Source organism: Pseudomonas sp. JL27(2026) (genome assembly GCF_056933555.1).
In genome coordinates this window covers 3,757,090-3,778,870 of sequence record NZ_CM167794.1, presented here as the reverse complement: position 1 = coordinate 3,778,870, position 21,781 = coordinate 3,757,090, and the positions used below count along the sequence as shown (strand labels likewise).

The following is a 21,781-nucleotide window of genomic DNA, read 5'->3' as shown; positions in this document are numbered from 1 at the left end:
GTTCCGAACTTATCGGATATCAGTGTCCTGAATCATGGAGAGGGCCGTGGACAGTCTTGGCAGTATTTCGGTGTTTGTGCAGGCAGCCGACACTCGCAGCTTCACCGAGGCGGGGCGTTTGATGGGGGTTTCGTCTTCGGCCATTGGCAAGAGTATCGCCCGGCTTGAGGTGCAGCTCGGCGTGCGGCTGTTCCATCGCAGCACCCGCAGCATCACGGTGACAGCCGAAGGTGCGATGTTCCTGGAACGCTGTCGCAAGATTCTGGCGGAAGTCGAAGCAGCGAAGTTTGAACTGTGCAATGCGGCAAGTGCACCTCACGGCAAGCTGCGCATCAGCGTGCCGCAGGTTCCGGGGCTGGTCATGCCGGTGGTCACAGAGTTCATGCAGCGCTACCCGGACATCGAATTGGACATTGACCTGTCGGATCGGATGGTGGATGTGGTCGAGGAGGGCTTCGATGCTGTGATACGCACCGGTAATCCGAAAGATTCACGCCTGATGGCCCGGCAACTGGGACGGTTTCGGTTGGTACTGGTCGCAACGCCTGACTATTTTGCGCGCCAGGGTGTGCCGCAGACACCGGCCGATCTGGCGAGCCATGCCTGTTTACGCCATATCTTTCACGCCACCGGCAAGCTTGAACCCTGGCCGTTACAGCGCCTGGCCGATGGCAGTGAAGCGCTGTTACCGACACGGTTTGTCAGCACGTCGATCGAGGCCTTGAGCCACGTGGTGCATCAGGGGCTGGGCATTGCTTGCTTGCCTGACTTCATGGTCCGCGAGTCGGTCGAACGGGGGGCGCTGCAACGGGTGCTGGATGCGTCTCTTGAACACAACGGCACGTTTTGGATTCTCTGGCCTTCCAGTCGCCACGCAGCTGCGAAACTACGCGTTTTCATCGATCATTTTTGCGCGCGACTTTTTCCGGTAAACGAGGGTCAGTAGTGTTGTAACGCTTGCAAGACACTAATCGATGCGCCGTGATGGCGCGATCTGTTGCACAATACGCCCCGGATCGTTTTTTTCAGGATGTTCAATGTTTAAATCATTTCATTTGCGTGCCGTCGGACTGGCACTCGTGCTGGCTGCTGCGGCCGGTTGCTCGAAGGATCAGGCCATTTATGAGCATGAAAACTTTGATGACTCCGGGACGTTTTCGCGCAAATACCCGGTCACCGACATCGCTTCCTGCGAAGCCGCCCGTCGGGCCTTGCTGAGCCAGGGCTACATCATCACCAGCAGCGATCCGAAACTGGTTAGCGGCCACAAGAGTTTTCAGCAGACCGGTGATACGCACCTGGAAATCAGTTTCAGTGTGGTGTGTGCCGAAGACAGCAGCCACCACGCGACGATGTTTGCCAATGCCTTGCAGGACCGCTATGCGCTGAAGAAGACCAATAATTCGGCAAGCCTGGGGGTGGGTGTACTGGGTTCCGTATCGATGCCGATCGGTTCGTCCGATGACTCGATGGTGAAGGTCGCCAGCGAAACCGTTTCCTCGGCCAAGTTCTATGAGCGGTTCTTTGCGCTGGTGGAGTTGTTCCTGCCGAGCGACGCGAAAAAAGCCGCGCACATTGCAGAAAAGCCCAAGACCGACCTGGGCATGCCGGAGGCCAAGCCAGCGCCACTGGCCCCAGTTGCAACGCCAGCCCCGGTGGCGCCGACGCCTGCGGTAGAGCCAGCCCCGATAACACCGGCCGAAAGCGTTCCAGTGCTGCCAGCAACCGCTTCGGAGCCGGTAGCGCCGCCGCCTGAAAGTGCGCCGATAGCGCCGAGCGAACACGTTGAGCCTGCGCCGGTTACGGAAGTCATCACGCCACCGGTCAACCCCGGTTCGCTGCCTGCGCCGACCGAGCCGATCCCTGCGCTGCCCGTGTCAGGTCATTAAGTACCGAACGCCACGAGATCGCGTTAGTTCGCACGATCTCGCGGCGGTTGAAGGCCCGTCGCTGCGGGCATCCAGGTCCTGACGTTCGTCAGCCTGTCGCGATGTTTCATACCTCGCCGAATCTTTTCGTGCCCTTCCTTGTCTACTTGAACAGCCCTGAAACTGGCCTGCGGTAAATCCGCGCGAACCTGCTACGTTTTAACGTGAGAGGTGCGAGGTTCATCCAGGCTTCATTTTTCTGTCATGTGGGCACTGCATGCTGATTGCACAGTGCATACCCCAAAAGGATTTCACGATGGACGATTACCAAGAAGAACTGCTCGAATACCAGGCGTTTGAACTGGACCCGCTGGAACCTGCTGAAGACGCCACAGAGCTGTAGCTACAAGCCTCAAGCTTCAAACTGCGAGCTTTTCGCTTCAAGCTGACTGTCTGTGACTGCGGCGGAACTCGCCGGGTGTCTGGCTGTTCCAGCGTTTGAAGGCGCGTTGAAAGGCTTCGGCTGACGCAAACCCCAGCAGGTAGGCGATTTCGCCAAAGGCCAGCTCTGTGTCGCGGATGTAGGTCATGGCCAGGTCGCGACGGGTGTCATTGAGCACTGCCCGAAACTGCGTGCCTTCTTCGGCCAGTTTGCGGCGCAAGGTCCAGGTTGGCAGCTTCAGGCGTGCCGCCACTTCTTCGAGGTCGGGTTCCCGGCCGCCATTGAGCAACGGCCCCAGCAACTGGGTAATGCGTTCACGCAGGCTGCGTGTGCGGGTCAATTGCTCCAGCTCCCGTTCGCACAACTGCAACAAGTGCCGCCAGGTACTCGGGCAATGCACCGGGTTGCGCAGCATCAGGCTGGCCTGGCTCAAGCGCAGTTGGTTGTGTTCGGCACCGAACTGAATCGGGCAGTCGCCCAGCACCGCGTAGCGTTCACGGTATTGGGGTTCGGCAAACTCAATGTCGATACGCTCGGCGCGCAGCACCTGGCCGCTGACGCTGGATAACTGTTGCAGCCAGCCGGCGATGATCGAATCCACCACAAAACGGTTGTAGGCGTTGTAGGGGCTGATGGAATAGAACCTTAGCCAGGCACCGTGGGCGTCTTCGTGAAAACTCGATTGGCCTCGGTAGTTGGAGCCGTACAACGCCTCAAAGCGAATCAGGCAACGCGCCGCCTCGCGCAGTGTCGGCGCCTGGGCGGCGGTGACCCCGGCCAGCCCTGCCTGGCTGAGGCGGCTGAGTTGGCCCATGCGCAGGCCCAGTGCCGGGTCGCCCGTCAATTGAATGGCGGCGTGCCCCAGGCGCATGTAGCGTGGAATCGACAGCCGGGCACCGGCCTCGGCCAGGCGCGCCGGGTCCAGTCCGTATTGGTCAAGCAACTCCTGAGGGTCCAGACCCAGGCTGCGTACGGCGTCGGCCAGGCTGTCAACGAAGCCGACCGAGAGGTCCCCGAGGCGCATCGGTTGTGGTTTCATGGCTTACAACCAGAGGTTGAGCAGGTGTGCACCACGGCCATCGCCGTCGGCAAAGTGCTGGCCATTGCTGCTGAGAAAGCTCTGGCCGGCGCTGCTCTGGTCCCAGAACTGGCCACGCAGGAACACACTCATGCCGGCCGTTGCCAGGCTGCCCGGAGGCTGACTGATGAGGGTCAGGCGATGCCAGGCTTCACCTTCACTGAGTTCACCGGGTTTCAGGCTGATTTCGCTTGGGGTCGATACACCCTTGTTGCCACGCCAGGGCTTGTCCCACGTATCACGGCCGCTGACAAATGCGGGGACGGCGATCAGTTGGGCACCCTGATCGTTGAGCTTGCGGTAGTTCTGCGGGTACCAGCTGTCGTTGCCAATCAACACGCCCAAACGACCGGCGGGTGTGTCAATGACCGTGACCGCCCGATCAACGCTGGGCTGGATAAATCCGCGCGCCTCGAACGCCGGGTACAACTGGCGTTGTGGTTGGCCGATTGGCACCCCGTCACGGCCGAACACCAGCGTGCTGTTGTACAGCGCACCTTTGCCCGGATTCAGATGACCGTCGCTGACGCTCGGTTCGGGCAGCACGATGGAGCCGGCTACCAGGGTCACCCCGAACTCCTTGGCCAGCCCACCAAATAACTGTTGGTAATCCCGGGCCATGGTTTTGGCTTTCATGCGCAGGTGCGCGTCATCCAGTCGGCTGTTGCCTGTGGCGCTGATCAGTGCGCGCACAAAGCGCAGCGGGTTGCTGACGGCCAGCCAGTTCATGGCCTCTTTCAGGCTGCCGGCTTGATACAGCTCGTCTTTCTCGCCGCTGAGCATCAGCCAGGTGCCGACATGTTCGGGCAGTACGACGACGGTTTTCTCGTTCACCAGGCCTTGATCGCGGGCCTGTTGCAGATACGCCGCGAGTTTGCGGTGCAAGCGCTCGGGGTTTTGATAATCGGTGGGGAACAGTTCGGGCTGGATCCCCAAAAGATTGCCACGCCCGGCCGGAACACCCTGGTCGACCACGAGTTTGATGCGCAGGTCCGAGAGGTAGTGGCTGGCCGGGCGGTCGTTGGTCCACATCACGTAGGTGGTGATGGCGGCGATCAGGGCCATGGAAAAGGTGAGGCTGAGAAATTTGCGCATGGGGAAAACAGTCAGCGGCCGTGTGCAGGGTTCGCCGACTAGGGTAGGGCCCATGGGCCTGCTTGCCAAGAGGCGCTGTGCATTTGGATCAATAAGTTGTCAGTTACGGTCATTGAGCGTCCGCGAGCGTGCTCTTAGTCTGTCGAACATGACAGATGGGCGCCAAAGAGCGCCCACATTTTTCCCGTGATCGCTCGTTGTGGAGTTACCGATGGCCGCCACTCATTACCCGCACCTGTTGGCCCCGCTGGACCTGGGTTTTACCACGTTGCGCAACCGCACCCTGATGGGCTCGATGCACACCGGTCTTGAAGAGAAACCCGGTGGCTTCGAGCGCATGGCGGCCTATTTCGCCGAGCGCGCGCGCGGCGGCGTGGGCCTGATGGTCACGGGCGGTATTGGCCCGAACGATGAAGGCGGGGTTTACTCGGGGGCTGCCAAGCTGACAACCGAGGAAGAAGCCCTCAAGCACCAGATCGTCACCCGCGCCGTGCATGAGGCGGGTGGCAAGATTTGCATGCAGATTCTTCACGCCGGGCGTTATGCCTACAGCCCGAAACAGGTCGCACCGAGCGCCATTCAGGCGCCGATCAACCCGTTCAAGCCCAAAGAGCTGGACGAGGAAGGCATCGAGAAGCAGATCAGCGATTTCGTGACGTGCTCGACCCTGGCGCAAAAAGCCGAGTACGACGGCGTCGAGATCATGGGGTCCGAAGGCTACTTCATTAACCAGTTCCTGGCGGCGCACACCAACCACCGCACCGACCGTTGGGGCGGCAGCTACGAAAACCGCATGCGCCTGCCGGTGGAGATCGTGCGGCGTGTACGCGAAGCGGTCGGTCCGAACTTCATCATCATTTATCGCCTGTCGATGCTTGATCTGGTCGAAGGCGGCAGCACCTGGGAAGAGATCGTGCTGTTGGCCAAGGCCATCGAGCAGGCCGGTGCGACGATCATCAACACTGGTATCGGCTGGCACGAAGCGCGCATTCCGACTATTGCCACCAAGGTTCCGCGTGCGGCGTTCAGCAAGGTCACGGCCAAGCTGCGCGGCTCGGTGTCGATCCCGCTGATCACCACCAACCGCATCAATACCCCGGAAGTAGCAGAGCAGATTCTCGCCGAAGGCGACGCCGACATGGTGTCCATGGCGCGGCCATTCCTGGCGGACCCGGAGTTCGTCAACAAGGCGGCAGCCGGCCGTGGCGACGAAATCAACACCTGCATCGGTTGCAACCAGGCCTGCCTGGACCACACCTTTGGCGGCAAGTTGACCTCGTGCCTGGTGAACCCGCGCGCGTGCCATGAAACCGAACTCAATTACCTGCCAGTGCAGCAGATCAAGAAAATTGCCGTGGTCGGCGCCGGTCCTGCCGGGTTGTCGGCCGCGACTGTGGCCGCCGAGCGTGGCCATCAAGTGACGCTGTTTGATTCGGCGAATGAAATCGGCGGCCAGTTCAATGTCGCCAAGCGAGTGCCGGGCAAGGAAGAGTTTTTCGAAACCCTGCGCTACTTCAAGCGCAAGTTGCAGACCACGAATGTCGAGGTGTGCCTGAACACCCGGGTCGACGTTGCACAGCTGGTGGCAGGCGGTTTTGACGAGATCATCCTGGCCACCGGCATTGCCCCGCGCGTACCGGCCATTCCAGGTGTCGAGAACGCCAAGGTCTTGAGCTACCTGGATGTGATTCTGGAGCGCAAACCGGTTGGGCAGACGGTGGCGGTGATCGGGGCGGGCGGTATCGGTTTCGACGTGTCGGAGTTCCTGGTTCATCAGGGCGTGGCCACCAGCCAGGACCGTGAAGCGTTCTGGAAGGAGTGGGGCATCGACACGCACCTTGAAGCGCGTGGTGGTGTTGCCGGTATCAAGGCTGAGCCGCATGCGCCAGCGCGGGAAGTGTTCCTGTTGCAGCGCAAGAAATCCAAGGTCGGCGATGGCCTGGGCAAAACCACCGGCTGGATTCACCGCACGGGCCTGAAGAACAAACAGGTGCAGATGCTCAACAGCGTCGAGTACCTGAAAATCGACGATGAAGGCCTGCACATCCGCATCGGCGAAACTGGCGAGCCGCAAGTGCTGCCGGTGGACAACATCGTGATTTGCGCCGGTCAGGACCCACTGCGTGAGTTGCAGGATGGCCTGATGGCGGCCGGGCAGAACGTGCATTTGATCGGTGGCGCGGACGTGGCGGCAGAGCTGGATGCCAAACGTGCGATCAATCAGGGGTCGCGCCTGGCAGCTGAGTTGTAATACGCCGGTCGAGCGTGCCAAAGGCTTTCGCGAGCAAGCTTTGCTCCTATGGGTTTTGGAGTGTTCACCCAATGGTGTTCCAGCCCTGTAGGAGCGAGCGATGCGGCGACCCGACTTGCCCGCGAAGGCGTCCTCTGTGCTGGTAAGATGCCGGCTCTTTCCCAAAGAGCCGGCATTCATGCTTTCTCCTTCCTGCGACTGGCTTCCCCATGCGCCTCTCGAGCGTCTTCATCTGGGCTGGCTTACTGCAGCCGGTATCGAGGTCGCGGTCCTGCGCCTGGACCAGATCGACCCGCTGATCTCGGGTAACAAGTGGTTCAAGCTCATTGATCACCTGAGAGTGGCCTGCGAAGCGGGGGCCGAAGGTGTGATTAGCCTGGGCGGTGCTTACTCCAACCATTTGCATGCACTGGCGGCGGCAGGTAAACGCTTCGGTTTTCCCACCGTGGGCCTGTTGCGTGGCCATCCCCAAGAGAACCCCACCGTGCAGGACCTGCAGGCCTTCGGCATGCAGGTGCACTGGTTGGGTTACGGCGGTTATCGCGCGCGCAATGAGCCGGGTTTCTGGCAGCCGTGGCAGGTGCAGTACCCTCATCTGCATCCGGTCCCTGAAGGGGGCGGCGGTTTACCGGGCGCGCGCGGCTGCGCTCAATTGCTGATGCAAGTGCATGAACAACTGGGTGCGTTGGGTTGGCGCGACTATGACGGCTGGTGGCTGGCCTGCGGAACGGGCACCACGCTGGCCGGGCTGGTGCTGGCCGAGGCGCGAAGGCATCCGGTGTATGGCGTGCTGGCGGTGCCTGATGATCATGGCGTGGCGCAACAGGTTGAATCGGTCCTCGGCGAATGTGCTTTGCCGAACAGCGGCTATGAGCTGTTTGACGGCAGTCGCGGTGGCTTCGCCAGGGTTGACCCCGAGTTGCTGGCCTTCATTGACAGCACTGAGCGAGCTTGCGGCCTCCCCCTGGAGCCGCTGTACACCGGCAAAGCGCTGCTGGCACTCAAGCAACAGGTCGAGGCGGGACGTTTCGCTGCCGGTACACGGCTGGTTTTTGTGCACACCGGCGGCTTGCAGGGCCGCCGGGGTTACGCATCGGTCGGCCTGGATTAGCCGCGTTTGGGCATCATCCGCAACAGGGTGTTATCGCGGTAGACGTAATGATGATAAAGGCCGGCCACGGCGTGCAGGCCGATCAACCAGTAGCCGATGGTGCCCCCGAGCACATGCCAGTGTTCGACTTGTTTGGCCAGTGGTTTGTTTTCTTCGACCAGCAACGGCAGGTCGATGCCGTAGAACATCACCTGATGGCCCTCGGCGCTGGTGACGATCCAGCCCAGAATCGGCATGGCGATCATGAATACATAGAGCGCGATGTGCATCAGGCGTGACAGCAACATCTGCCAGTTGGGAGGGGTTGGGACAATTTTCGGTGCAACGCCCAGGCTGCGGGCAAACAACCGCAACCAGACCAGCACAAACACCGTCAGGCCGAGCATGAAGTGGGCTTCTTTGATCAGGGTCCGACCGCCACTGCCCTTGGGAAAGATCCCGCGCAATTCGATACAGGCATAGACCACCGCCAGTAACACCAGCATCAACCAGTGCAGCGCGATGGAGACGGTGCTGTAGCGTGTGTCGGAGTTCTTCCAGGGCATACGGTATTCCTCGCTATTCAGGTCTGAAGCCTCCGTTCTTGTGCGACGGAGTGCCTTAACTGTAATCCTGTTTGCGTGGCTTTGCCTGAGGCAGATCAGGCATTTATGCCTTGTCTCACACTCTGAGACAGCCGCAGGGACCAATAAAAGCGCCAGCCCCGTTCAGGGCTGGCGCTATTTTGTTGCGAACGCGGCCATCAGTTGCTTTGGGGCATTTCCCCGTTGGCCAGGCGTTTGTTGATGTCGGCAATCACTTCAGGCAAGTCGGTAATGGTGTCGATCATGTAGTGCGGGCGCGAGCCTTCGAACATCGCGTGGATGCGTGTACGTTCGCTGGCCAGTTTTTCACGGCTCAGTGCGCGATAGCCTTCATGGGTCAAACCCAGTGCGTTGCCCGAGCAGACCAGCGCCACGGTCCACATGCCGGCACGGCGCCCTTCGAGAATGCCCGGCACGGTGTCGTCGATCTTCACGCAGGCGGCAACGTCGTCGATGCCCAGCGCGATCACGTTGGCCAGTGCCTGGGCCGGCCACGGGCGACCGTTGGGCACTTCGTCGGTGGCAACCACATGGTCAGCCACGTAGCCGTTGGTGGCGGCCAGCTCAACGACTTTGTCCATGACCTGCTTCGGATAGCCGGAGCATGAGCCGATCTTGATCCCTTGCTGTCGCAGGTGGGCGATGGTTTCCAGTGCGCCGGGGATCAGCGCCGAGTGCTCGGCAATTTTTTCGATTTGCAGTGGCATGAAGCGCTGGTAGATCGCGCTCACGTCATCGTCGGTCGGTGTACGGCCGAAGACTTGGCGGTAGCGCTCGGCGACTTCCGGTTGATTGCAGAGGGTACGGATGTGGTCCCACTTGCCCATGCCCATCGGGCCACGCGCTTGCTCGATGGACACCTGAACGTCGAACTCGGCAAAGGCCTCGACGAAAATCTGGGTCGGTGCGAAAGAGCCGAAATCAACCACGGTGCCGGCCCAGTCGAGGATGGCGGCTTGCAGCCGGGTAGGGTTGTTGTAGTTCATGGTGATCAAATCCTGTGGCATCTGGTTAATAGGGGAACGGCTTCTGGTGGGAGCGAGCCTGCTCGCGATAGCGGTAAATCAGTCGGCTTCAATCTTGAATGTTCAATCGTCTTCGCGAGCAGGTCGGATCGCCGCACCGCCGCTCCCGCAGGGGAATGCGGTGGGGTTTAAAACTCCAGTACTTCCATTTCGCGCAGCGCCTCGGCGACCGCGGCCACGGCCGCTCTCATTTCAGCCTGGTTGACGTGACCGATACAGCCGACGCGGAAGGTCTCGACCTGGGTCAATTTGCCCGGATACAGAATGAATCCCTTGGCTTTCACCCGCTCGTAGAATGCCTTGAACTGATAGCGCGGATCTTTTGGGGCATGGAAGGTAACGATGATTGGCGCCTGGATCGCGGCCGGCAGAAAACTGCGCAAACCGAGTGTGGCCATTTCATCGAGCAACACCCTGCAGTTATTGGCGTAACGCTGATGCCGCGCCGGCAGGCCGCCGTCTTCGTTGTATTGCAGCAGCGCTTCGTGCAGCGCCGCGACCACGTGGGTTGGTGGCGTGAAGCGCCATTGGCCGGTCTTGGCCAGGTAGTTGTGTTGGTCGAATAGGTCCATCGCCAGCGAGTGGGAGTTGCCGGCGGCATTGGCCAGCGCGGCTTTGTTGGCGAAAACGAACCCCATGCCCGGCACACCTTCCAGGCATTTTCCGGAGGCGGCGATCAGGGCGTCGAAGGGTATTTTTTGAGCGTCGATCGGCAGCGCGCCGAAGGAACTCATGGCATCGATGATCAGGCGTTTGCCGTGTCGGGCAATGACCTCGGCGATGTGCGAAAGCGGATTGAGAATCCCTGTGCTGGTTTCGCAGTGGATCAGCGCCACGTGGGTGATGCTGCTGTCGGCCCGCAGCAGGCGGTCAACGTCGGCGGCGGTGGTTGGCTCGTCTTCGGCGGTTTCAAAGGTGCTGAAGGCACGGCCGAGGACTTCGCAGATCTTCGCCAGGCGTTTGCCGTAGGCGCCGTTGATCAGCACCAGCACTTTACCGTCGCGGGGCACCAGCGTGCCGATGGCCGCTTCGACAGCGAAGGTGCCACTGCCCTGCAACGGCACGCAGTGGTGTGTGTCGGCGCCGTTGAGGATGGCCAGCAACTGTTCGCAGAGGCTGGCGGTGAGCTGGTTGAAGCGGTCATCCCATGAGCCCCAGTCCACCATCATCGCCTGGCGGGTGCGCAGCGATGTGGTCAGTGGGCCAGGGGTGAGCAGGATGGGCTCGGCGGTACTCATTTTCATGTCCTCGCAAAACGCTGGGGGCTGAAGCTACGGGGCATAAATTGCAATTTACCGTGTCATCAATCAAATTGTTTATTGTTATGCCAGCTATCAGTGAGGCCGATATCAATGAATCTGTTCCAACTCCGCGCATTTGATGCGGTGGCCCGCGAAGGCAGTTTTACCCGTGCGGCGGCGCGTTTGTTCATCAGCCAGCCGGCCGTTACCGGGCATATCAAGGCGCTGGAAGAGCACTACCAGATCACGCTGTTGCGGCGCACGGCCCGGCGGGTCGAACTGACGGAGGAGGGCACCCGACTGGCGGCGATCACCCGGGCGATGTTCGGTCTGGTCGAGGAGGCGCAGGTGATGCTCGAAGCGAACCGCCAGTTATTGACCGGACGCCTGGAAGTGGCGGCGGACGGACCGCACCTGGTCATGCCGATGCTCGCCAGTTTACGGGCACGGTATCCGGGGATTACCGTCAACCTGCGGTTGGGCAACGCTCAGGAAACCCTTGCGGCGCTGTTGTCCGAGCATGCCGATGTGGCGGTGCTGACTGAGGTCGAACCGCGCAAAGGCTTGCACTTGCAAGCCTTGAACCAGTCGCGGATTTGCGCGCTGGTGCCCCACACTCACCCATGGGCGGCGCTGCCGGACGGCATCGCGCTCAAGCAACTGGATCAGGTGATCATGGTGTTGCGTGAGCCGAGTTCGACCACCCGGCGCACCTTCGATGAGGCGTGCGCGCACGCCAAGGTCAACCCTCGGGTATTACTGGAACTGGACAGCCGTGAGGCGGTGACCGAAGCGGTGGCGGCCGAGCTGGGGGTGGGTGTGGTGTCTTCGGTGGAGGTCAGCCATGACCCACGGGTGCGGGCGGTGCCGATCGTCGGCGAAGGGCTGCTCAACCGGCATATGCTCGGCTGCATGGAGCGGCGCCGGGATTTGCGCTTGATTCAGGCGTTTTTCGGGTTGGCGCCGTCGCCGTGAGCGCTGCTCAAGCACACTTAGTGTGACGGGGCCGGGCGGTTGAGCAGCCAGTCGAGCAGCAGGTCGCTGTTGTGCTTTTCCCCTGCCGCTGCGGGTGGTTTGCCCTGTTGCAGGAAGGCTTCACGCTGCTCGGGGCTCCAGTGGCGGTCGAAGTACTCGGCCAGCGGCACGCAGTGCCCCGGGTAGAGCAGGCAAAGCTGCTGCGGGGTGCTGACAAATGCCTCGGCCAGGCGTTTGGTCTGTTCGGCGCTCAATCGCAGATTCCCCGTCGCCTGGCTTTTACCTTCCATCAGCACGCAATCGCGGCCCAGGCCGGGCAGATCCTTGAGGCCCGGATAAGGTAACCGGACGATGTACCACGTGGTGTCGGCCAGATGCCCGGTGCGGGCGGGCGGCTGGGCAAACAGGTAAAAGTCGCCGTCCGGCAGCCGAGCGTCGGGCTTCGGCTTTTTCCTTGGGCTGGGCGTGGGCGTTGTTTGGGCCGTGGCGCACAAGGCAATGTGCTCGGGGCTCACGTGCAATTGGTTACGCCGGGCGGTCAGGGTCAGTGGCAGGATATCCTCGACGTGCAACCGCTGCCCGGCACCGACGTGGACATGGGCAGTAGCGTCGCTGAGCCTGCACCCGTCCAGGTACACCCCGGGTGCTTGCACGGGTGCGGCGGCGGGCTGTTCGGGGAACGCCAGTAATACCGGTAGGTCGGGGTCATTGTCGACGAATCCGATGAGTACCTCACTTCCACACGGCGGTCGTCGGGTTTGACCGCCTTGTGCCAGCGGCAGCCAAAAACCCGTGGGTGCCTGCGAGTCCTGTACCTGCGTTGGCCACAAACGGATCTTGATCCGTCCTTGTTCATCGAGGGCCGCCGATTGCCCCTCGGGACCGCACACCGTTGCACGCTGGTAACCCGGAATGCAGGGCTTTGGATGATTGAGCGCGGGCCTGAATACCACAGACCAGGGAATCGCCTTGAAGCGGTTGCCATAGCCCTGAGGGTGCATCGTGGGGTCATCCGCCAGCCATCGTTCCTCCTGCGTGGTGGTTTCCGAGGGCGCAAGGCCCAGGTGCTGGATTTCGGTCACCAGCCACTGGTCGTTGAACACCGAGAGCGGATGTTCGCTCAACTGCATGAGGTGCCCGCTGCGCAGGTGTGGATGGGTGCCTTGACCTTCGATCTGCTGGTGCCGGCTGCGCAAACGCTCCAGCGCCCGTCGGCCGAGTTGCTGGCGGCGGGCGAGTGCAGGACTCTGGCGGCCCACCGTCGGTGTCATCTGCGCGGGTGGCTGGTTGGCGGCACCGTCGAAGGCCTCCATGGCACTGCTTTCGGGGCTCGAGGACGAGCTCGCCGGGAGTGGCGCCGGAGCTGCCAGATGGTGGCGTTGATAGACCTGGGTAATGGCCGGCGTGCGGTCTGTCAAAGAGGCGGGCGGTCGGAAATGTGCCATGACCGGTTGTTGCGCGAAGCTGTTCGCGTCTTCGGCGAACACCAGCACATGAGCGTCCGGCTGGTGTTCGAAGTGATAGTGAATGCCTTCCTCTTCGCAGAGGCGGTGCAACAGGTGCAGGTCGCTTTCATCGTACTGGATGCAAAACGCTCGGGTCGGGTAGTGGCCACTGGGCAGTTCGAAGCGGTAAGCGGTGTCAGGCAATCGGTGTTCTTCAAGCAGTTGGCGCAGGATCGCCGGTACGCTCAGTTCATGAAACACCCGGCGCACGGGGCCTTGCGCAAGGGCCATCAGGCAGGGCACCAGGGTCAGTTGATAGCCGACGGTTTGCGGGTCGCGATACTGCAACCCCGCGCTCTGGACAATGCCGTGGATGCCGCAGCGAGTGCCCATGTCGAGGAACGCCGGTTGGCCGAGCAGTGTGTTCAGGTCAATGAGGGGTTCGCGGCGGCTGAGGCTGATTTCGAAGCAGTAGGGCTCGTTGAAGGCTTCGCGACCACTGAACCTCCGCACTGGCAGGCTCAGCCCTTGAGCGGCGAGGGTCAGGGTGAAGGGGCTTTCCATGTCGTTATGCATCACACACTCTGCTGCCTTTAGGAACGGGCGCAAAGGGTACGAAACGATGACGTCTGATAGACACCGCAAAAGGCATTTTCAGAAATCCCCTACGACATGAGGTGAAGATGTCGATCAAGCGTTCCAATTTTAGGTCGATTGGCGGGTTTAGGCCGTATAAACTTGCGTACCTGCGTCGACCAATAGATGTCTCGGCGCCACCGATCAAGAGAGTGAGAAATGGGCGCACAGTGGAAGGTTAAACACAAAGAAGCGGCAGCCAACGCCAAAGGCAAGATCTTTGGCAAGCTGGTGAAAGAGATCACGATTGCCGCGCGCAACGGTGCTGATATCACGACCAACGCGCACCTGCGCCTGGTGGTGGAACAGGCCAAGAAAGCCTCGATGCCTCGCGAAACCCTGGAGCGCGCGATCAAGAAAGGCTCGGGTCAGCTCGGTGAAACCGTGCAGTATCACCGTGTCACGTACGAAGGGTTCGCCCCGCATCAGGTGCCGCTGATCGTCGAGTGCGTCACCGACAACATCAACCGCACCGTCGCCGAAATTCGTGTGGCGTTCCGCAAGGGGCAGTTGGGCGCTTCGGGTTCGGTGGCCTGGGATTTTGACCACGTGGGCATGATCGAGGCGTCCCCGGACAGCCCTGACGCCGATCCGGAAATGGCCGCCATCGAAGCCGGCGCCCAGGATTTCGAGCCGGGCGAAGAGGGTGCAACCCTGTTCATCACCGAAGCGACGGACCTGGACGCAGTCCAGAAAGCACTGCCGGAGCAAGGCTTCACCGTGCTGTCGGCCAAGCTGGGCTACAAGCCGAAGAACCCGGTCAGTGGCCTGAGCGATGCGCAAATGGAAGAAGTCGAAGCCTTCCTTGAAGGCCTGGATAACCATGACGACGTGCAAGACATGTTTGTCGGGTTGGCCGGTTAAGCGACTGAACGCCGTCTCGCGTCTACAGCCAGCCTGCAGGCGCGAGGTACGCAGGCCAATGACCGTCCAGGGTCACAGGCCCTCCAGTGCGCGCTCGATCTCGGCAAATCCGGGTCGCGCCAGCACATGCGGTTGACAGCAGCGCTGCTGCAAGCCTTCCAGCCTTTGGCGGCCCTCGGCACTGAGCCCACCGTCGATGCGCTCCAGCAATTCCCCCAGCAAAATCCCGAATGCCCGCACTTCGATGCGTTGCAGAGCTCGGGTTTCCAGGGTGTCCGCCGTGGCATGAAACGACGCCGCGCCGAAGTCGCCCAGCAGGCATTCGCCTTGCTCACTCCACAAAATGTTATGACCGTAGAGATCGCCATGGGTAATGCCGTGTTCGTGCAGATGAGCCGCCACCGAGGCAATGCCGCGGGCGATGCGCAGCGCCACTGGCGCGCTGAACGTGCAATGGTCGGCATACACATCCCGCGAGCATGAGGCCAGGCTGGGCAGCGCCGCGAGGTTGCGAAAGTGCGGGTCGATCAACTGCATCACCAGGGCGTTCAGCGCCTGCGGATGGTCGGTGATTCGGCCTTCGATGCGGATCAGGTTGGGATGGCGCCCGGCGCTGATGCAGGCGTTCATTTCGTGCAGCGGCGAGCCGTCGCTGGTCATGTGCCCTTTGTAGAGCTTGACCGCCACCTGACGCGCAGGCGTTGTCGGTGAGGCCCAGCGCGCCTGATGGATCACCCCGGAAGCGCCTTCGCCCAGCAACTGGCCAAGCTGCACCTGGGACCAGGGAATATTCGCGACTGCGTCCAGGGCCGAGGCATCCGCTTCGGTTTCCAGCGGATTACCGGCGTAGGCCAGCCAGGCCAGGCTTGGCAATGTCACCAGCCAGTGCGGCAATTCGCTCAGGCGGTTGGCGGCGATGCGAATCAGCTCCAGTTGATGGCACTGGCTGAGGCTGGGCGGCAGGCTGTGCAGGCGATTGCCGGCCAGCATCAGTTTTTGCAGGTGCGGGCGTTCACCCAGTTCGCTCGGCAACTCGCTGATGCAGTTGTCGGTCAGGATCAGCCAGCGCAACAACGGTGGCAACGCAGCGGCCGGGACCGTTTCGACGCGATTGGCCTTGAAGCTGATCATCGTCAGCGCCGGGCACTGACCCAGGCATTCGGGTAGCCGTGTGAACTGGTTGTCGGAGCAGAACAACACCCGCAAATGCTTGAGCCGATGCAGGTCGTGGGGCAACTCACTCAGGGCATTACCGCCCAGGTTGAGGATTTCCAGCGAGTCCGCCAGCTCGAAAATTTCCTCGGGAAATTCGCTCAGCCCACAGGACAGATCCAGACGTTTGAGCCCCGCCAGTTGGCCGGCTCGCAGTTGCGCGAGGGTATGCATGAACCGTTCGACACTCCGACAGATAAGGGCGTCAGCCCTTCGAAAATGGCCGCCATGATAGCGGCAAACGCCCTCACGCAGGAGGTTGACACGCGGCAACGATTTGCACCCGTTGGCCGAGGCGCCTGCGGGTGCGTGCCAAATGAATGGCACCCCGTGCAGGAGGCCTAAGTAGCGACCTGGCTGGCGGTTTCGGGCGGGGTTGCTAACCTGATCCCTAAACAAGCACTCCTCAAAAGGATTGAGGCCGTGAAGGGAATGTGGGTGTTGGCAGTCTTGAGCGTGATGCTCAGCGTGACGGCGTTGGCCGCAGACCTCCAGGTAGAGGTGCGTGTCAATGTGCAACGCGGTTGCCAATTGGTCGGTCAGGCACGCAGTAACGGTATCGTGCAACTGGGTGTGCTGGATTTTGGCAGCACTGCACGTCTTGACGACCCGGCCGGCCCCCTTGGCGCTGCGCTGATCAATGGCCGTTTACCACGCCTGGAATGCAACCCGGACACCCCTTATCAACTACACGTCGATGGCGGCCTGCACGGTGGCGTCGGTGACGTGCGCTACCTGGCGGCCGCTACCGCAGGAAAACCCATTCCTTACCGTTTGTATCAGGACGCTGCGCGGCGCATTCCATTGCCGGTCAACGTCCCGTTGAGTGGCCGTGTGCCCGATTCGGGCTCGGTGGATTTGCCGCTGTATGGACGCATCGAAAGCCTGGCCGAGATTCCACGGGTCAGCCGTTATTCCGATCTGGTGAAGGTCACGGTCACCTGGTAGCGCAGTTTGAGTGAGTGACTGCCCGGCGAGTTCGGGCGTTGCTGGTAACGAAGCTTGCCAGTGGGCGGGCGACAACGTGAATCCTGATGGAAACGGGATGGGTGCGATGAAAAGCAAGCGCTGGACATGCCTGACCTTTGGCGCACTGGCGTTGCTGGCGGATGACGCGTACGCCGTGATCAGCGGTCAGATTCACGCCCGGCTGGTCATCATTGCCGGCTGTGAAGTGCGCAAGGGTGACGGCGCCGATCCGGACAACCCGGTCAGGGATCTCGGCCTGCTGGATTTCGGTGAACAAGGCCCGACCTGGCAGCACCCCCTCAACGCCAACCTGAGCAGCGCCGACAACGGCAAGCTGGAGGTGGCTTGCAATACGTCGGTCACCGGTTTCACCGTGGCCATCGATGGCGGTGCCCACGGTGATGGCACCACCCGGCGCCTGAGCAACGGCCGCCAGACCATTCCTTATCGACTGTTTCTCGATGCTGCTGGCAGTGACAGCTACAGCATCGGCCAGACCCGCAATTTCGCCGTTACCAGTGGCGCCCAGGTACCCATCCCGGTATTTGGCTCGGTGGTCGCGAATACCCACGCCATACCCGCAGGGATCTATACCGACACCCTGACGGTGACGCTCAATTGGTAACTTCAGAGGACGAACACCGTGCATAAACGTGTATCGAGGATAGGTTTATCGCTGCTGGGGTTGGTATTGGCGTCCAGTGCCAACGCTGTGACCACGGTCACCGGGCAGATCTCATCGACCCTGACCCTGACCAGCAGTTGCCTGGTCAACGGTGCGTCCGGGAGCACCGGCCTGAACTTCGGTGCCTTGAATTTCGGCACCACCACCAGTTTGTTTACCGAAGCCGATGCCCAAGTGTTGGCCGGTGGTGGTGGGGCGTTGTCGATACAGTGTTCGGCGGGCACCTCACCCACGGTCAAAGTGCGTGCGGGCACCAATGACGGGCAATCCACCGGAGGCACCCGCGCGCTGTTCGATGGCACCAGCCACTATGTGCCTTATGACTTTTACACCGATGCGGGGCACCAGACGATTCTGGCGATCGACGGGGTCGTCAACCTCTCCACCAGTACCGGGGCGGCGCAAACCGTGAACCTCTACGGCAAGGCCGTGGGCAAGGCGGGCCTGCCGGCCGGGGTTTACACCGACACGGTTGCCGTAGAACTGAGCTTCTAGTGCGATGGCCCGCCACGGCTGTGCGGCGCTGGCCTTGTTGTGTACGGCCAGCCTGCCGGTGCCGCTGGCAGCAGTGACCAGCCAGAGCTTTCAGGTCAGTGCGACGATCGCCGCCGGTTGCCTGGTGGTGGGGGGCGTCACCAATTACGGCAACCTGGCGTTCGGCACGACCTCGGCGTTGTCCACCAGCACGGTGCAGGTGGCGCTGACCAGTGGGGTGCAGTTGCAATGCACGCCGGGCGTGACGTTGAACATGACCGTCGATGGCGGCCAGTACAACAACAGTGGGCGGCACATGCAGCTCAATAGCGGCAGTGCGCGCGTGGCCTATCAGTTGTATCGCGATGCCGCGTACAGCCAGGCCCTGGGGATCAGCCAGAGCGTTTCGGTGACTTACACCGACGCCAATAACATCAGCCTGCCGATTTACGGCCAGGTGCAGTTGCCGGGCAATGTGCCTGGGGGGACATACAGCGACGTGCTGCAAGTGCAGCTGGCGTGGTGATGGGGCGTTTTCATAAGGAGCAGGCGTATGTATTCACCTTCGCGGCGCTGGCGCGCCATGGGCTGGTGGTGGTTGGCCATGCTGATGTCGTGCAACGTACAGGCGGCGAGTTCGGTGCTGATCTGGCCGATCGACCCGGTGCTGGAGGCCGATCAGCAGGCCAGTGCGTTATGGCTTGAAAATCGCGGCACCGAAACGGCCAATCTGCAGATCCGGGTATTCGCCTGGAGCCAGAGCGGTTTCAGCGACCAGTACCAGAATCAGCGTGACGTGATCGGCAGCCCGCCTGTGGCGAAGATCGAGCCCGGCCAGAAGCAACTGGTACGCCTGACTCGCACCCGCGAGGTGCCACCGGGTCAGGAACTGGCTTACCGGATCATTATCGACGAAATCCCGGCGCCCCAGACGCTCACGGCCGAGGACGGCAAGACGGCGGCGGCCATCCGTTTTCAGATGCGTTATTCAGTGCCGCTGTTCGCCTACGGTGCGGGCTTGTGGAGCAAGGAGGACACGACCCGCAAGCGCGACCCGAAAGGGGCCGGTGTGCCGGACTTGAGCTGGCGCACGGTGGCGGTCGACGGGCGTTCCTACGTTGAAGTGCGCAATCAGGGGGCGGTGCATGCGCGCCTCACCGATGTGGCCTTCCAGCAAGGCAGCCAGAGCCGGCCACTGGTCGAGGGGCTGCTCGGTTATGTGCTGCCCGGCGCGAGCATGCGCTGGCCGGCACCGGAGCCGGTTTCCGGGGCGCCGACGCTACAGGTCAGGGTCAATGGCGCGCCGCAGCTGCAGCATGTTGCGCCGGCACGTTGAAGCGCCAAAAAGCGCAGCCCGCTGACGGGCAATCATAGCGAGGAGGGCTGGCAGGGCGGGTCATACGGGGTGGGGTTGCAACAGGGGGGAGATGTCCATTGATGGACAAGCAGGGGTGAAGCGCCAGGGTAAGGCTCGCCGTTTTCAACGTTCGCTATGGGCTGTGCTCGGCTTCGGCTGCCTGGCCGTTGCTATTCACTCGCGGGCCGGTGACCTGCCGCCACCGCCCAGCGGCATGGAGGTCGTGGGCGATGCTCAACTGTTCCTTGAATTGGTGGTCAATCAGATGAATACCGGGCGTGTCGTGGCGGTTGATCAACGGGCCGGGAGACTGTTTCTGCCAGCTACCATGCTGCGTGACACCGGTATGAAATTGCCCGACGGCGTGGGAGTCGAGGTTGACCTCGAACACCTGCAAGGCCTGCACACCGAGTACGACAGCCAAGGCCAGCGCCTGCTGCTGAGTGTGCCGCCGGACTGGTTGCCGGAGCAGTTTGTCGGTAATCGCCAAGCCTACCCGCGCACCCCGGCGCTCAGCAGTTTCGGCGCATTGTTGAACTACGACCTGTACCTCAATGACACCGATGACGGCGGCAGCTATTTGGCGGCATGGAACGAAGTGCGGCTGTTCGATAACTGGGGCACGCTGTCCAACACCGGGCAGTATCGGCGTACGTTGTCGGGCGGGAGCGTCGACACGCTGGACAACGGCTACCTGCGGTACGACACCACCTGGCGTTACTCCGATGACGAGCGTTTGCTGACCTACGAGGCGGGCGATCTGGTCAGCGGTGCGTTACCGTGGAGTAATTCGGTGCGCCTGGGCGGCGTGCAACTGTCCCGCGATTTCGGTGTGCGCCCGGACCTGGTGACCTATCCCTTGCCGCAATTCGCCGGGGAAGCGGCGGTGCCGTCCTCGGTCGATCTGTTCATCAACGGCTACAAGTCCAGCAGCGCTGACCTGCAACCCGGCCCTTACACCCTGACCAACATTCCGTTCATCAACGGTGCCGGTGAAGCGGTGGTGGTAACGACCGATGCCCTCGGTCGACAGGTCTCGACCACGGTGCCGTTCTACGTCACCAGCACGTTGCTGCAAAAGGGCCTGACAGACTTCTCGGTGGCGGCGGGCACCTTGCGTCGGGACTACGGGATTCGGGATTTCGGTTACGGCCCGGGGGTGACGTCCGGCAGCCTGCGTTATGGCCTGAGTGACAACCTGACCCTGGAAGGCCATGCCGAAGCGTCCGATTCGCTGACCCTCGGTGGCGTGGGCGGCAACCTGCGGTTGGGCAATTTCGGCGTGCTCAACACGGCGCTCAGTCAAAGTCAGTTTGACGGCGCCAGCGGTCAGCAACTGAGCCTCGGTTATCAGTACAGCAGCCAGCGCTACAGCATCGCCTACCAACGGATGCAGCGCCGCGATCAGTACGCCGACCTGACCGTGGTCGACAGCCCGTTCACCACGTTGAGCCAGCGCAGTGAACAACTGACCCTGAGCCTCAACCTCGACACCTGGGGCAGCCTCGGTGCCGGCTATTTCGATGTGCGCGCGGCAGACGACTCGCGTACCCGCTTGCTCAACCTGACCTGGAGCAAACCGCTGTGGCGCAATACCAGTTTTTACCTGTCGGCCAACCGTGAAATTGGCGACAGCAGCTGGGCCATGCAGGCGCAAGTGGTGATTCCCTTCGACCTGCGTGGCAGCCTGAGCGTGAGCACCGAGCGCAGCAAAACCGGCGAAAACCGGCAACGGGTCAACTACAGCCGCTCGGTGCCGACTGAAGGCGGGGTCGGTTTCAACCTCGGTTACGCCCATGGCTCTGGCCCGGATTACCGTCAGGCCGACCTGACCTGGCGTCTGCAATCGGTGCAGTTGCAGGCGGGCGTGTATGGCAGCAGTGAGGCTGAAACCCGTTGGGCCGATGCCAGTGGCTCGGTGGTGTGGATGGACCGGCAACTGTTCGCGGCCAACCGGATCGACGACGCCTTTGTGGTGGTCAGCACCCACGGCTTCGCCGACATTCCGGTGCGTTATGAAAACCAGTTGGTGGGCCAGACTGACCGCAACGGTCACCTCCTGGTGCCGTGGAGCAGCGCGTACTACCGCGGCAAATACGAAATCGATCCCCTGAATCTGCCGGCCAACGTGCAAAGCCCGAACGTGGAGCAACGCATTGCGGTGCGCCGTGGCAGCGGTTATCTGCTGGAGTTTCCACTGAGCCGGATCGTCGCTGCCAGCGTGGTGCTGGTGGACGCCCGGCAACAGCAGTTGCCGCTGGGCAGCAATGTGCTTAATGAACAAAACGGGTCGCTGGCGGTGGTTGGCTGGGACGGCCTGGTGTACCTGGAAAACCTCGTCGGGCAAAACAGCCTGAAGGTGACCCTGGCCGACGGCCAGACCTGCCGGGCACAGTTTGCACTGAATATGAATCAGGACCAGGTGCCGTTGATTGGGCCGCTGGTGTGCCAATGACGGCCAGACAAGCA

General features: G+C 61.7%; 20 protein-coding genes. 13 read left to right on the top strand and 7 right to left on the bottom strand.

The window, feature by feature from the left end:
* Positions 1–46: 46 nt before the first annotated feature.
* From AC1Z1G_RS17285 to AC1Z1G_RS17275, 3 genes are all read left to right on the top strand, one after another.
* The gene (locus tag AC1Z1G_RS17285) at positions 47–946 is read left to right on the top strand and encodes a LysR family transcriptional regulator (RefSeq protein ID WP_483621244.1); all 900 of its coding nucleotides are present in this window, start codon (positions 47–49) and stop codon (positions 944–946) included.
* Between the two features lie 91 nt (positions 947–1,037).
* Positions 1,038–1,889, top strand: coding sequence for a DUF2242 domain-containing protein (locus tag AC1Z1G_RS17280; protein WP_483621242.1), 852 nt, complete (start codon positions 1,038–1,040; stop codon positions 1,887–1,889).
* Positions 1,890–2,145: 256 nt separating this feature from the next.
* On the top strand, positions 2,146–2,271 hold the full coding sequence (locus AC1Z1G_RS17275; RefSeq protein ID WP_483621240.1) for a hypothetical protein: 126 nt from the start codon (positions 2,146–2,148) through the stop codon (positions 2,269–2,271).
* 37 nt (positions 2,272–2,308) lie between these two features.
* On the opposite strand, the gene AC1Z1G_RS17270 is transcribed toward AC1Z1G_RS17275, so the two are convergent.
* Both AC1Z1G_RS17270 and AC1Z1G_RS17265 read right to left on the bottom strand, forming a co-directional pair.
* Positions 2,309–3,349 carry an AraC family transcriptional regulator gene (locus AC1Z1G_RS17270; protein ID WP_483621238.1) on the bottom strand — a complete coding sequence of 347 codons (1,041 nt, stop codon included), beginning with the start codon at positions 3,347–3,349 and terminating at the stop codon, positions 2,309–2,311.
* Between the two features lie 3 nt (positions 3,350–3,352).
* Positions 3,353–4,483, bottom strand: a complete 1,131-nt coding sequence (locus AC1Z1G_RS17265) for a carbon-nitrogen hydrolase family protein (protein ID WP_483621237.1) — start codon at positions 4,481–4,483, stop codon at positions 3,353–3,355.
* 211 nt (positions 4,484–4,694) lie between these two features.
* Between AC1Z1G_RS17265 and AC1Z1G_RS17260 the strand changes: the two genes are divergently transcribed.
* Both AC1Z1G_RS17260 and AC1Z1G_RS17255 read left to right on the top strand, forming a co-directional pair.
* Complete coding sequence (locus AC1Z1G_RS17260; RefSeq protein ID WP_483621236.1) at positions 4,695–6,734, top strand: oxidoreductase; 2,040 nt, start codon at positions 4,695–4,697, stop codon at positions 6,732–6,734.
* Between the two features lie 178 nt (positions 6,735–6,912).
* Positions 6,913–7,845 carry a 1-aminocyclopropane-1-carboxylate deaminase/D-cysteine desulfhydrase gene (locus AC1Z1G_RS17255; RefSeq protein WP_483621234.1) on the top strand — a complete coding sequence of 311 codons (933 nt, stop codon included), beginning with the start codon at positions 6,913–6,915 and terminating at the stop codon, positions 7,843–7,845.
* On the opposite strand, the gene AC1Z1G_RS17250 is transcribed toward AC1Z1G_RS17255, so the two are convergent.
* From AC1Z1G_RS17250 to AC1Z1G_RS17240, 3 genes are all read right to left on the bottom strand, one after another.
* A complete protein-coding gene (locus AC1Z1G_RS17250; RefSeq protein ID WP_483621232.1) occupies positions 7,842–8,390 on the bottom strand; it encodes a cytochrome b in 549 nt (182 codons plus the stop codon). The two genes, AC1Z1G_RS17255 and AC1Z1G_RS17250, sit on opposite strands and share 4 nt — an antisense overlap.
* A gap of 197 nt (positions 8,391–8,587) precedes the next feature.
* Positions 8,588–9,415 carry a phosphonoacetaldehyde hydrolase gene (gene phnX / locus AC1Z1G_RS17245; RefSeq protein ID WP_483621230.1) on the bottom strand — a complete coding sequence of 276 codons (828 nt, stop codon included), beginning with the start codon at positions 9,413–9,415 and terminating at the stop codon, positions 8,588–8,590.
* A gap of 167 nt (positions 9,416–9,582) precedes the next feature.
* Positions 9,583–10,692, bottom strand: a complete 1,110-nt coding sequence (locus tag AC1Z1G_RS17240; protein WP_483621228.1) for a 2-aminoethylphosphonate--pyruvate transaminase — start codon at positions 10,690–10,692, stop codon at positions 9,583–9,585.
* A 114-nt stretch (positions 10,693–10,806) separates the two neighbouring features.
* Here AC1Z1G_RS17240 and AC1Z1G_RS17235 point away from each other — a divergent pair, with 114 nt between their 5' ends.
* Positions 10,807–11,670, top strand: a complete 864-nt coding sequence (locus AC1Z1G_RS17235; protein WP_483621227.1) for a LysR substrate-binding domain-containing protein — start codon at positions 10,807–10,809, stop codon at positions 11,668–11,670.
* A gap of 17 nt (positions 11,671–11,687) precedes the next feature.
* Here the strand turns inward: AC1Z1G_RS17235 and AC1Z1G_RS17230 are convergent, their stop codons facing one another.
* The gene (locus tag AC1Z1G_RS17230) at positions 11,688–13,691 is read right to left on the bottom strand and encodes a type VI secretion system Vgr family protein (RefSeq protein WP_483621225.1); all 2,004 of its coding nucleotides are present in this window, start codon (positions 13,689–13,691) and stop codon (positions 11,688–11,690) included.
* A 219-nt stretch (positions 13,692–13,910) separates the two neighbouring features.
* Here AC1Z1G_RS17230 and AC1Z1G_RS17225 point away from each other — a divergent pair, with 219 nt between their 5' ends.
* Positions 13,911–14,615: a YebC/PmpR family DNA-binding transcriptional regulator gene (locus AC1Z1G_RS17225; RefSeq protein ID WP_483621223.1), complete on the top strand. Its 705-nt coding sequence runs from the start codon at positions 13,911–13,913 to the stop codon at positions 14,613–14,615.
* Positions 14,616–14,687: 72 nt separating this feature from the next.
* On the opposite strand, the gene AC1Z1G_RS17220 is transcribed toward AC1Z1G_RS17225, so the two are convergent.
* Positions 14,688–16,001 carry a leucine-rich repeat-containing protein kinase family protein gene (locus AC1Z1G_RS17220; protein ID WP_483621221.1) on the bottom strand — a complete coding sequence of 438 codons (1,314 nt, stop codon included), beginning with the start codon at positions 15,999–16,001 and terminating at the stop codon, positions 14,688–14,690.
* Between the two features lie 258 nt (positions 16,002–16,259).
* On the opposite strand from AC1Z1G_RS17220, the gene AC1Z1G_RS17215 reads away from it, so the two are divergent.
* The 6 genes from AC1Z1G_RS17215 (at position 16,260) to AC1Z1G_RS17190 (ending at position 21,767) form a co-directional block, all read left to right on the top strand.
* The gene (locus AC1Z1G_RS17215; RefSeq protein WP_483627890.1) at positions 16,260–16,775 is read left to right on the top strand and encodes a Csu type fimbrial protein; all 516 of its coding nucleotides are present in this window, start codon (positions 16,260–16,262) and stop codon (positions 16,773–16,775) included.
* Positions 16,776–16,881: 106 nt separating this feature from the next.
* Complete coding sequence (locus AC1Z1G_RS17210) at positions 16,882–17,421, top strand: Csu type fimbrial protein (protein WP_483627888.1); 540 nt, start codon at positions 16,882–16,884, stop codon at positions 17,419–17,421.
* Positions 17,422–17,439: 18 nt separating this feature from the next.
* Positions 17,440–17,976: a Csu type fimbrial protein gene (locus AC1Z1G_RS17205; protein WP_483621219.1), complete on the top strand. Its 537-nt coding sequence runs from the start codon at positions 17,440–17,442 to the stop codon at positions 17,974–17,976.
* A 4-nt stretch (positions 17,977–17,980) separates the two neighbouring features.
* On the top strand, positions 17,981–18,481 hold the full coding sequence (locus AC1Z1G_RS17200) for a Csu type fimbrial protein (RefSeq protein WP_483621218.1): 501 nt from the start codon (positions 17,981–17,983) through the stop codon (positions 18,479–18,481).
* Positions 18,482–18,508: 27 nt separating this feature from the next.
* Entirely contained in the window at positions 18,509–19,291 is a 783-nt protein-coding gene (locus tag AC1Z1G_RS17195) for a fimbrial biogenesis chaperone (RefSeq protein WP_483621217.1), read from the top strand.
* 91 nt (positions 19,292–19,382) lie between these two features.
* Entirely contained in the window at positions 19,383–21,767 is a 2,385-nt protein-coding gene (locus AC1Z1G_RS17190; RefSeq protein WP_483621216.1) for a fimbria/pilus outer membrane usher protein, read from the top strand.
* Positions 21,768–21,781 lie beyond the last annotated feature (14 nt).

Excerpts from the sequence above, each read along its gene's own strand:
- AC1Z1G_RS17280 (WP_483621242.1), top strand. The coding sequence starts at position 1,038 with ATGTTTAAATCATTTCATTTGCGTGCCGTCGGACTGGCACTCGTGCTG.
- AC1Z1G_RS17275 (WP_483621240.1), top strand. The coding sequence starts at position 2,146 with ATGCTGATTGCACAGTGCATACCCCAAAAGGATTTCACGATGGACGAT.
- AC1Z1G_RS17270 (WP_483621238.1), bottom strand. The coding sequence starts at position 3,349 with ATGAAACCACAACCGATGCGCCTCGGGGACCTCTCGGTCGGCTTCGTT.
- AC1Z1G_RS17265 (WP_483621237.1), bottom strand. The coding sequence starts at position 4,483 with ATGCGCAAATTTCTCAGCCTCACCTTTTCCATGGCCCTGATCGCCGCC.
- AC1Z1G_RS17260 (WP_483621236.1), top strand. The coding sequence starts at position 4,695 with ATGGCCGCCACTCATTACCCGCACCTGTTGGCCCCGCTGGACCTGGGT.
- AC1Z1G_RS17255 (WP_483621234.1), top strand. The coding sequence starts at position 6,913 with ATGCTTTCTCCTTCCTGCGACTGGCTTCCCCATGCGCCTCTCGAGCGT.
- AC1Z1G_RS17250 (WP_483621232.1), bottom strand. The coding sequence starts at position 8,390 with ATGCCCTGGAAGAACTCCGACACACGCTACAGCACCGTCTCCATCGCG.
- phnX (WP_483621230.1), bottom strand. The coding sequence starts at position 9,415 with ATGAACTACAACAACCCTACCCGGCTGCAAGCCGCCATCCTCGACTGG.
- AC1Z1G_RS17240 (WP_483621228.1), bottom strand. The coding sequence starts at position 10,692 with ATGAGTACCGCCGAGCCCATCCTGCTCACCCCTGGCCCACTGACCACA.
- AC1Z1G_RS17235 (WP_483621227.1), top strand. The coding sequence starts at position 10,807 with ATGAATCTGTTCCAACTCCGCGCATTTGATGCGGTGGCCCGCGAAGGC.
- AC1Z1G_RS17230 (WP_483621225.1), bottom strand. The coding sequence starts at position 13,691 with ATGCATAACGACATGGAAAGCCCCTTCACCCTGACCCTCGCCGCTCAA.
- AC1Z1G_RS17225 (WP_483621223.1), top strand. The coding sequence starts at position 13,911 with ATGGGCGCACAGTGGAAGGTTAAACACAAAGAAGCGGCAGCCAACGCC.
- AC1Z1G_RS17220 (WP_483621221.1), bottom strand. The coding sequence starts at position 16,001 with ATGCATACCCTCGCGCAACTGCGAGCCGGCCAACTGGCGGGGCTCAAA.
- AC1Z1G_RS17215 (WP_483627890.1), top strand. The coding sequence starts at position 16,260 with ATGTGGGTGTTGGCAGTCTTGAGCGTGATGCTCAGCGTGACGGCGTTG.
- AC1Z1G_RS17210 (WP_483627888.1), top strand. The coding sequence starts at position 16,882 with ATGAAAAGCAAGCGCTGGACATGCCTGACCTTTGGCGCACTGGCGTTG.
- AC1Z1G_RS17200 (WP_483621218.1), top strand. The coding sequence starts at position 17,981 with ATGGCCCGCCACGGCTGTGCGGCGCTGGCCTTGTTGTGTACGGCCAGC.
- AC1Z1G_RS17195 (WP_483621217.1), top strand. The coding sequence starts at position 18,509 with ATGTATTCACCTTCGCGGCGCTGGCGCGCCATGGGCTGGTGGTGGTTG.
- AC1Z1G_RS17190 (WP_483621216.1), top strand. The coding sequence starts at position 19,383 with ATGTCCATTGATGGACAAGCAGGGGTGAAGCGCCAGGGTAAGGCTCGC.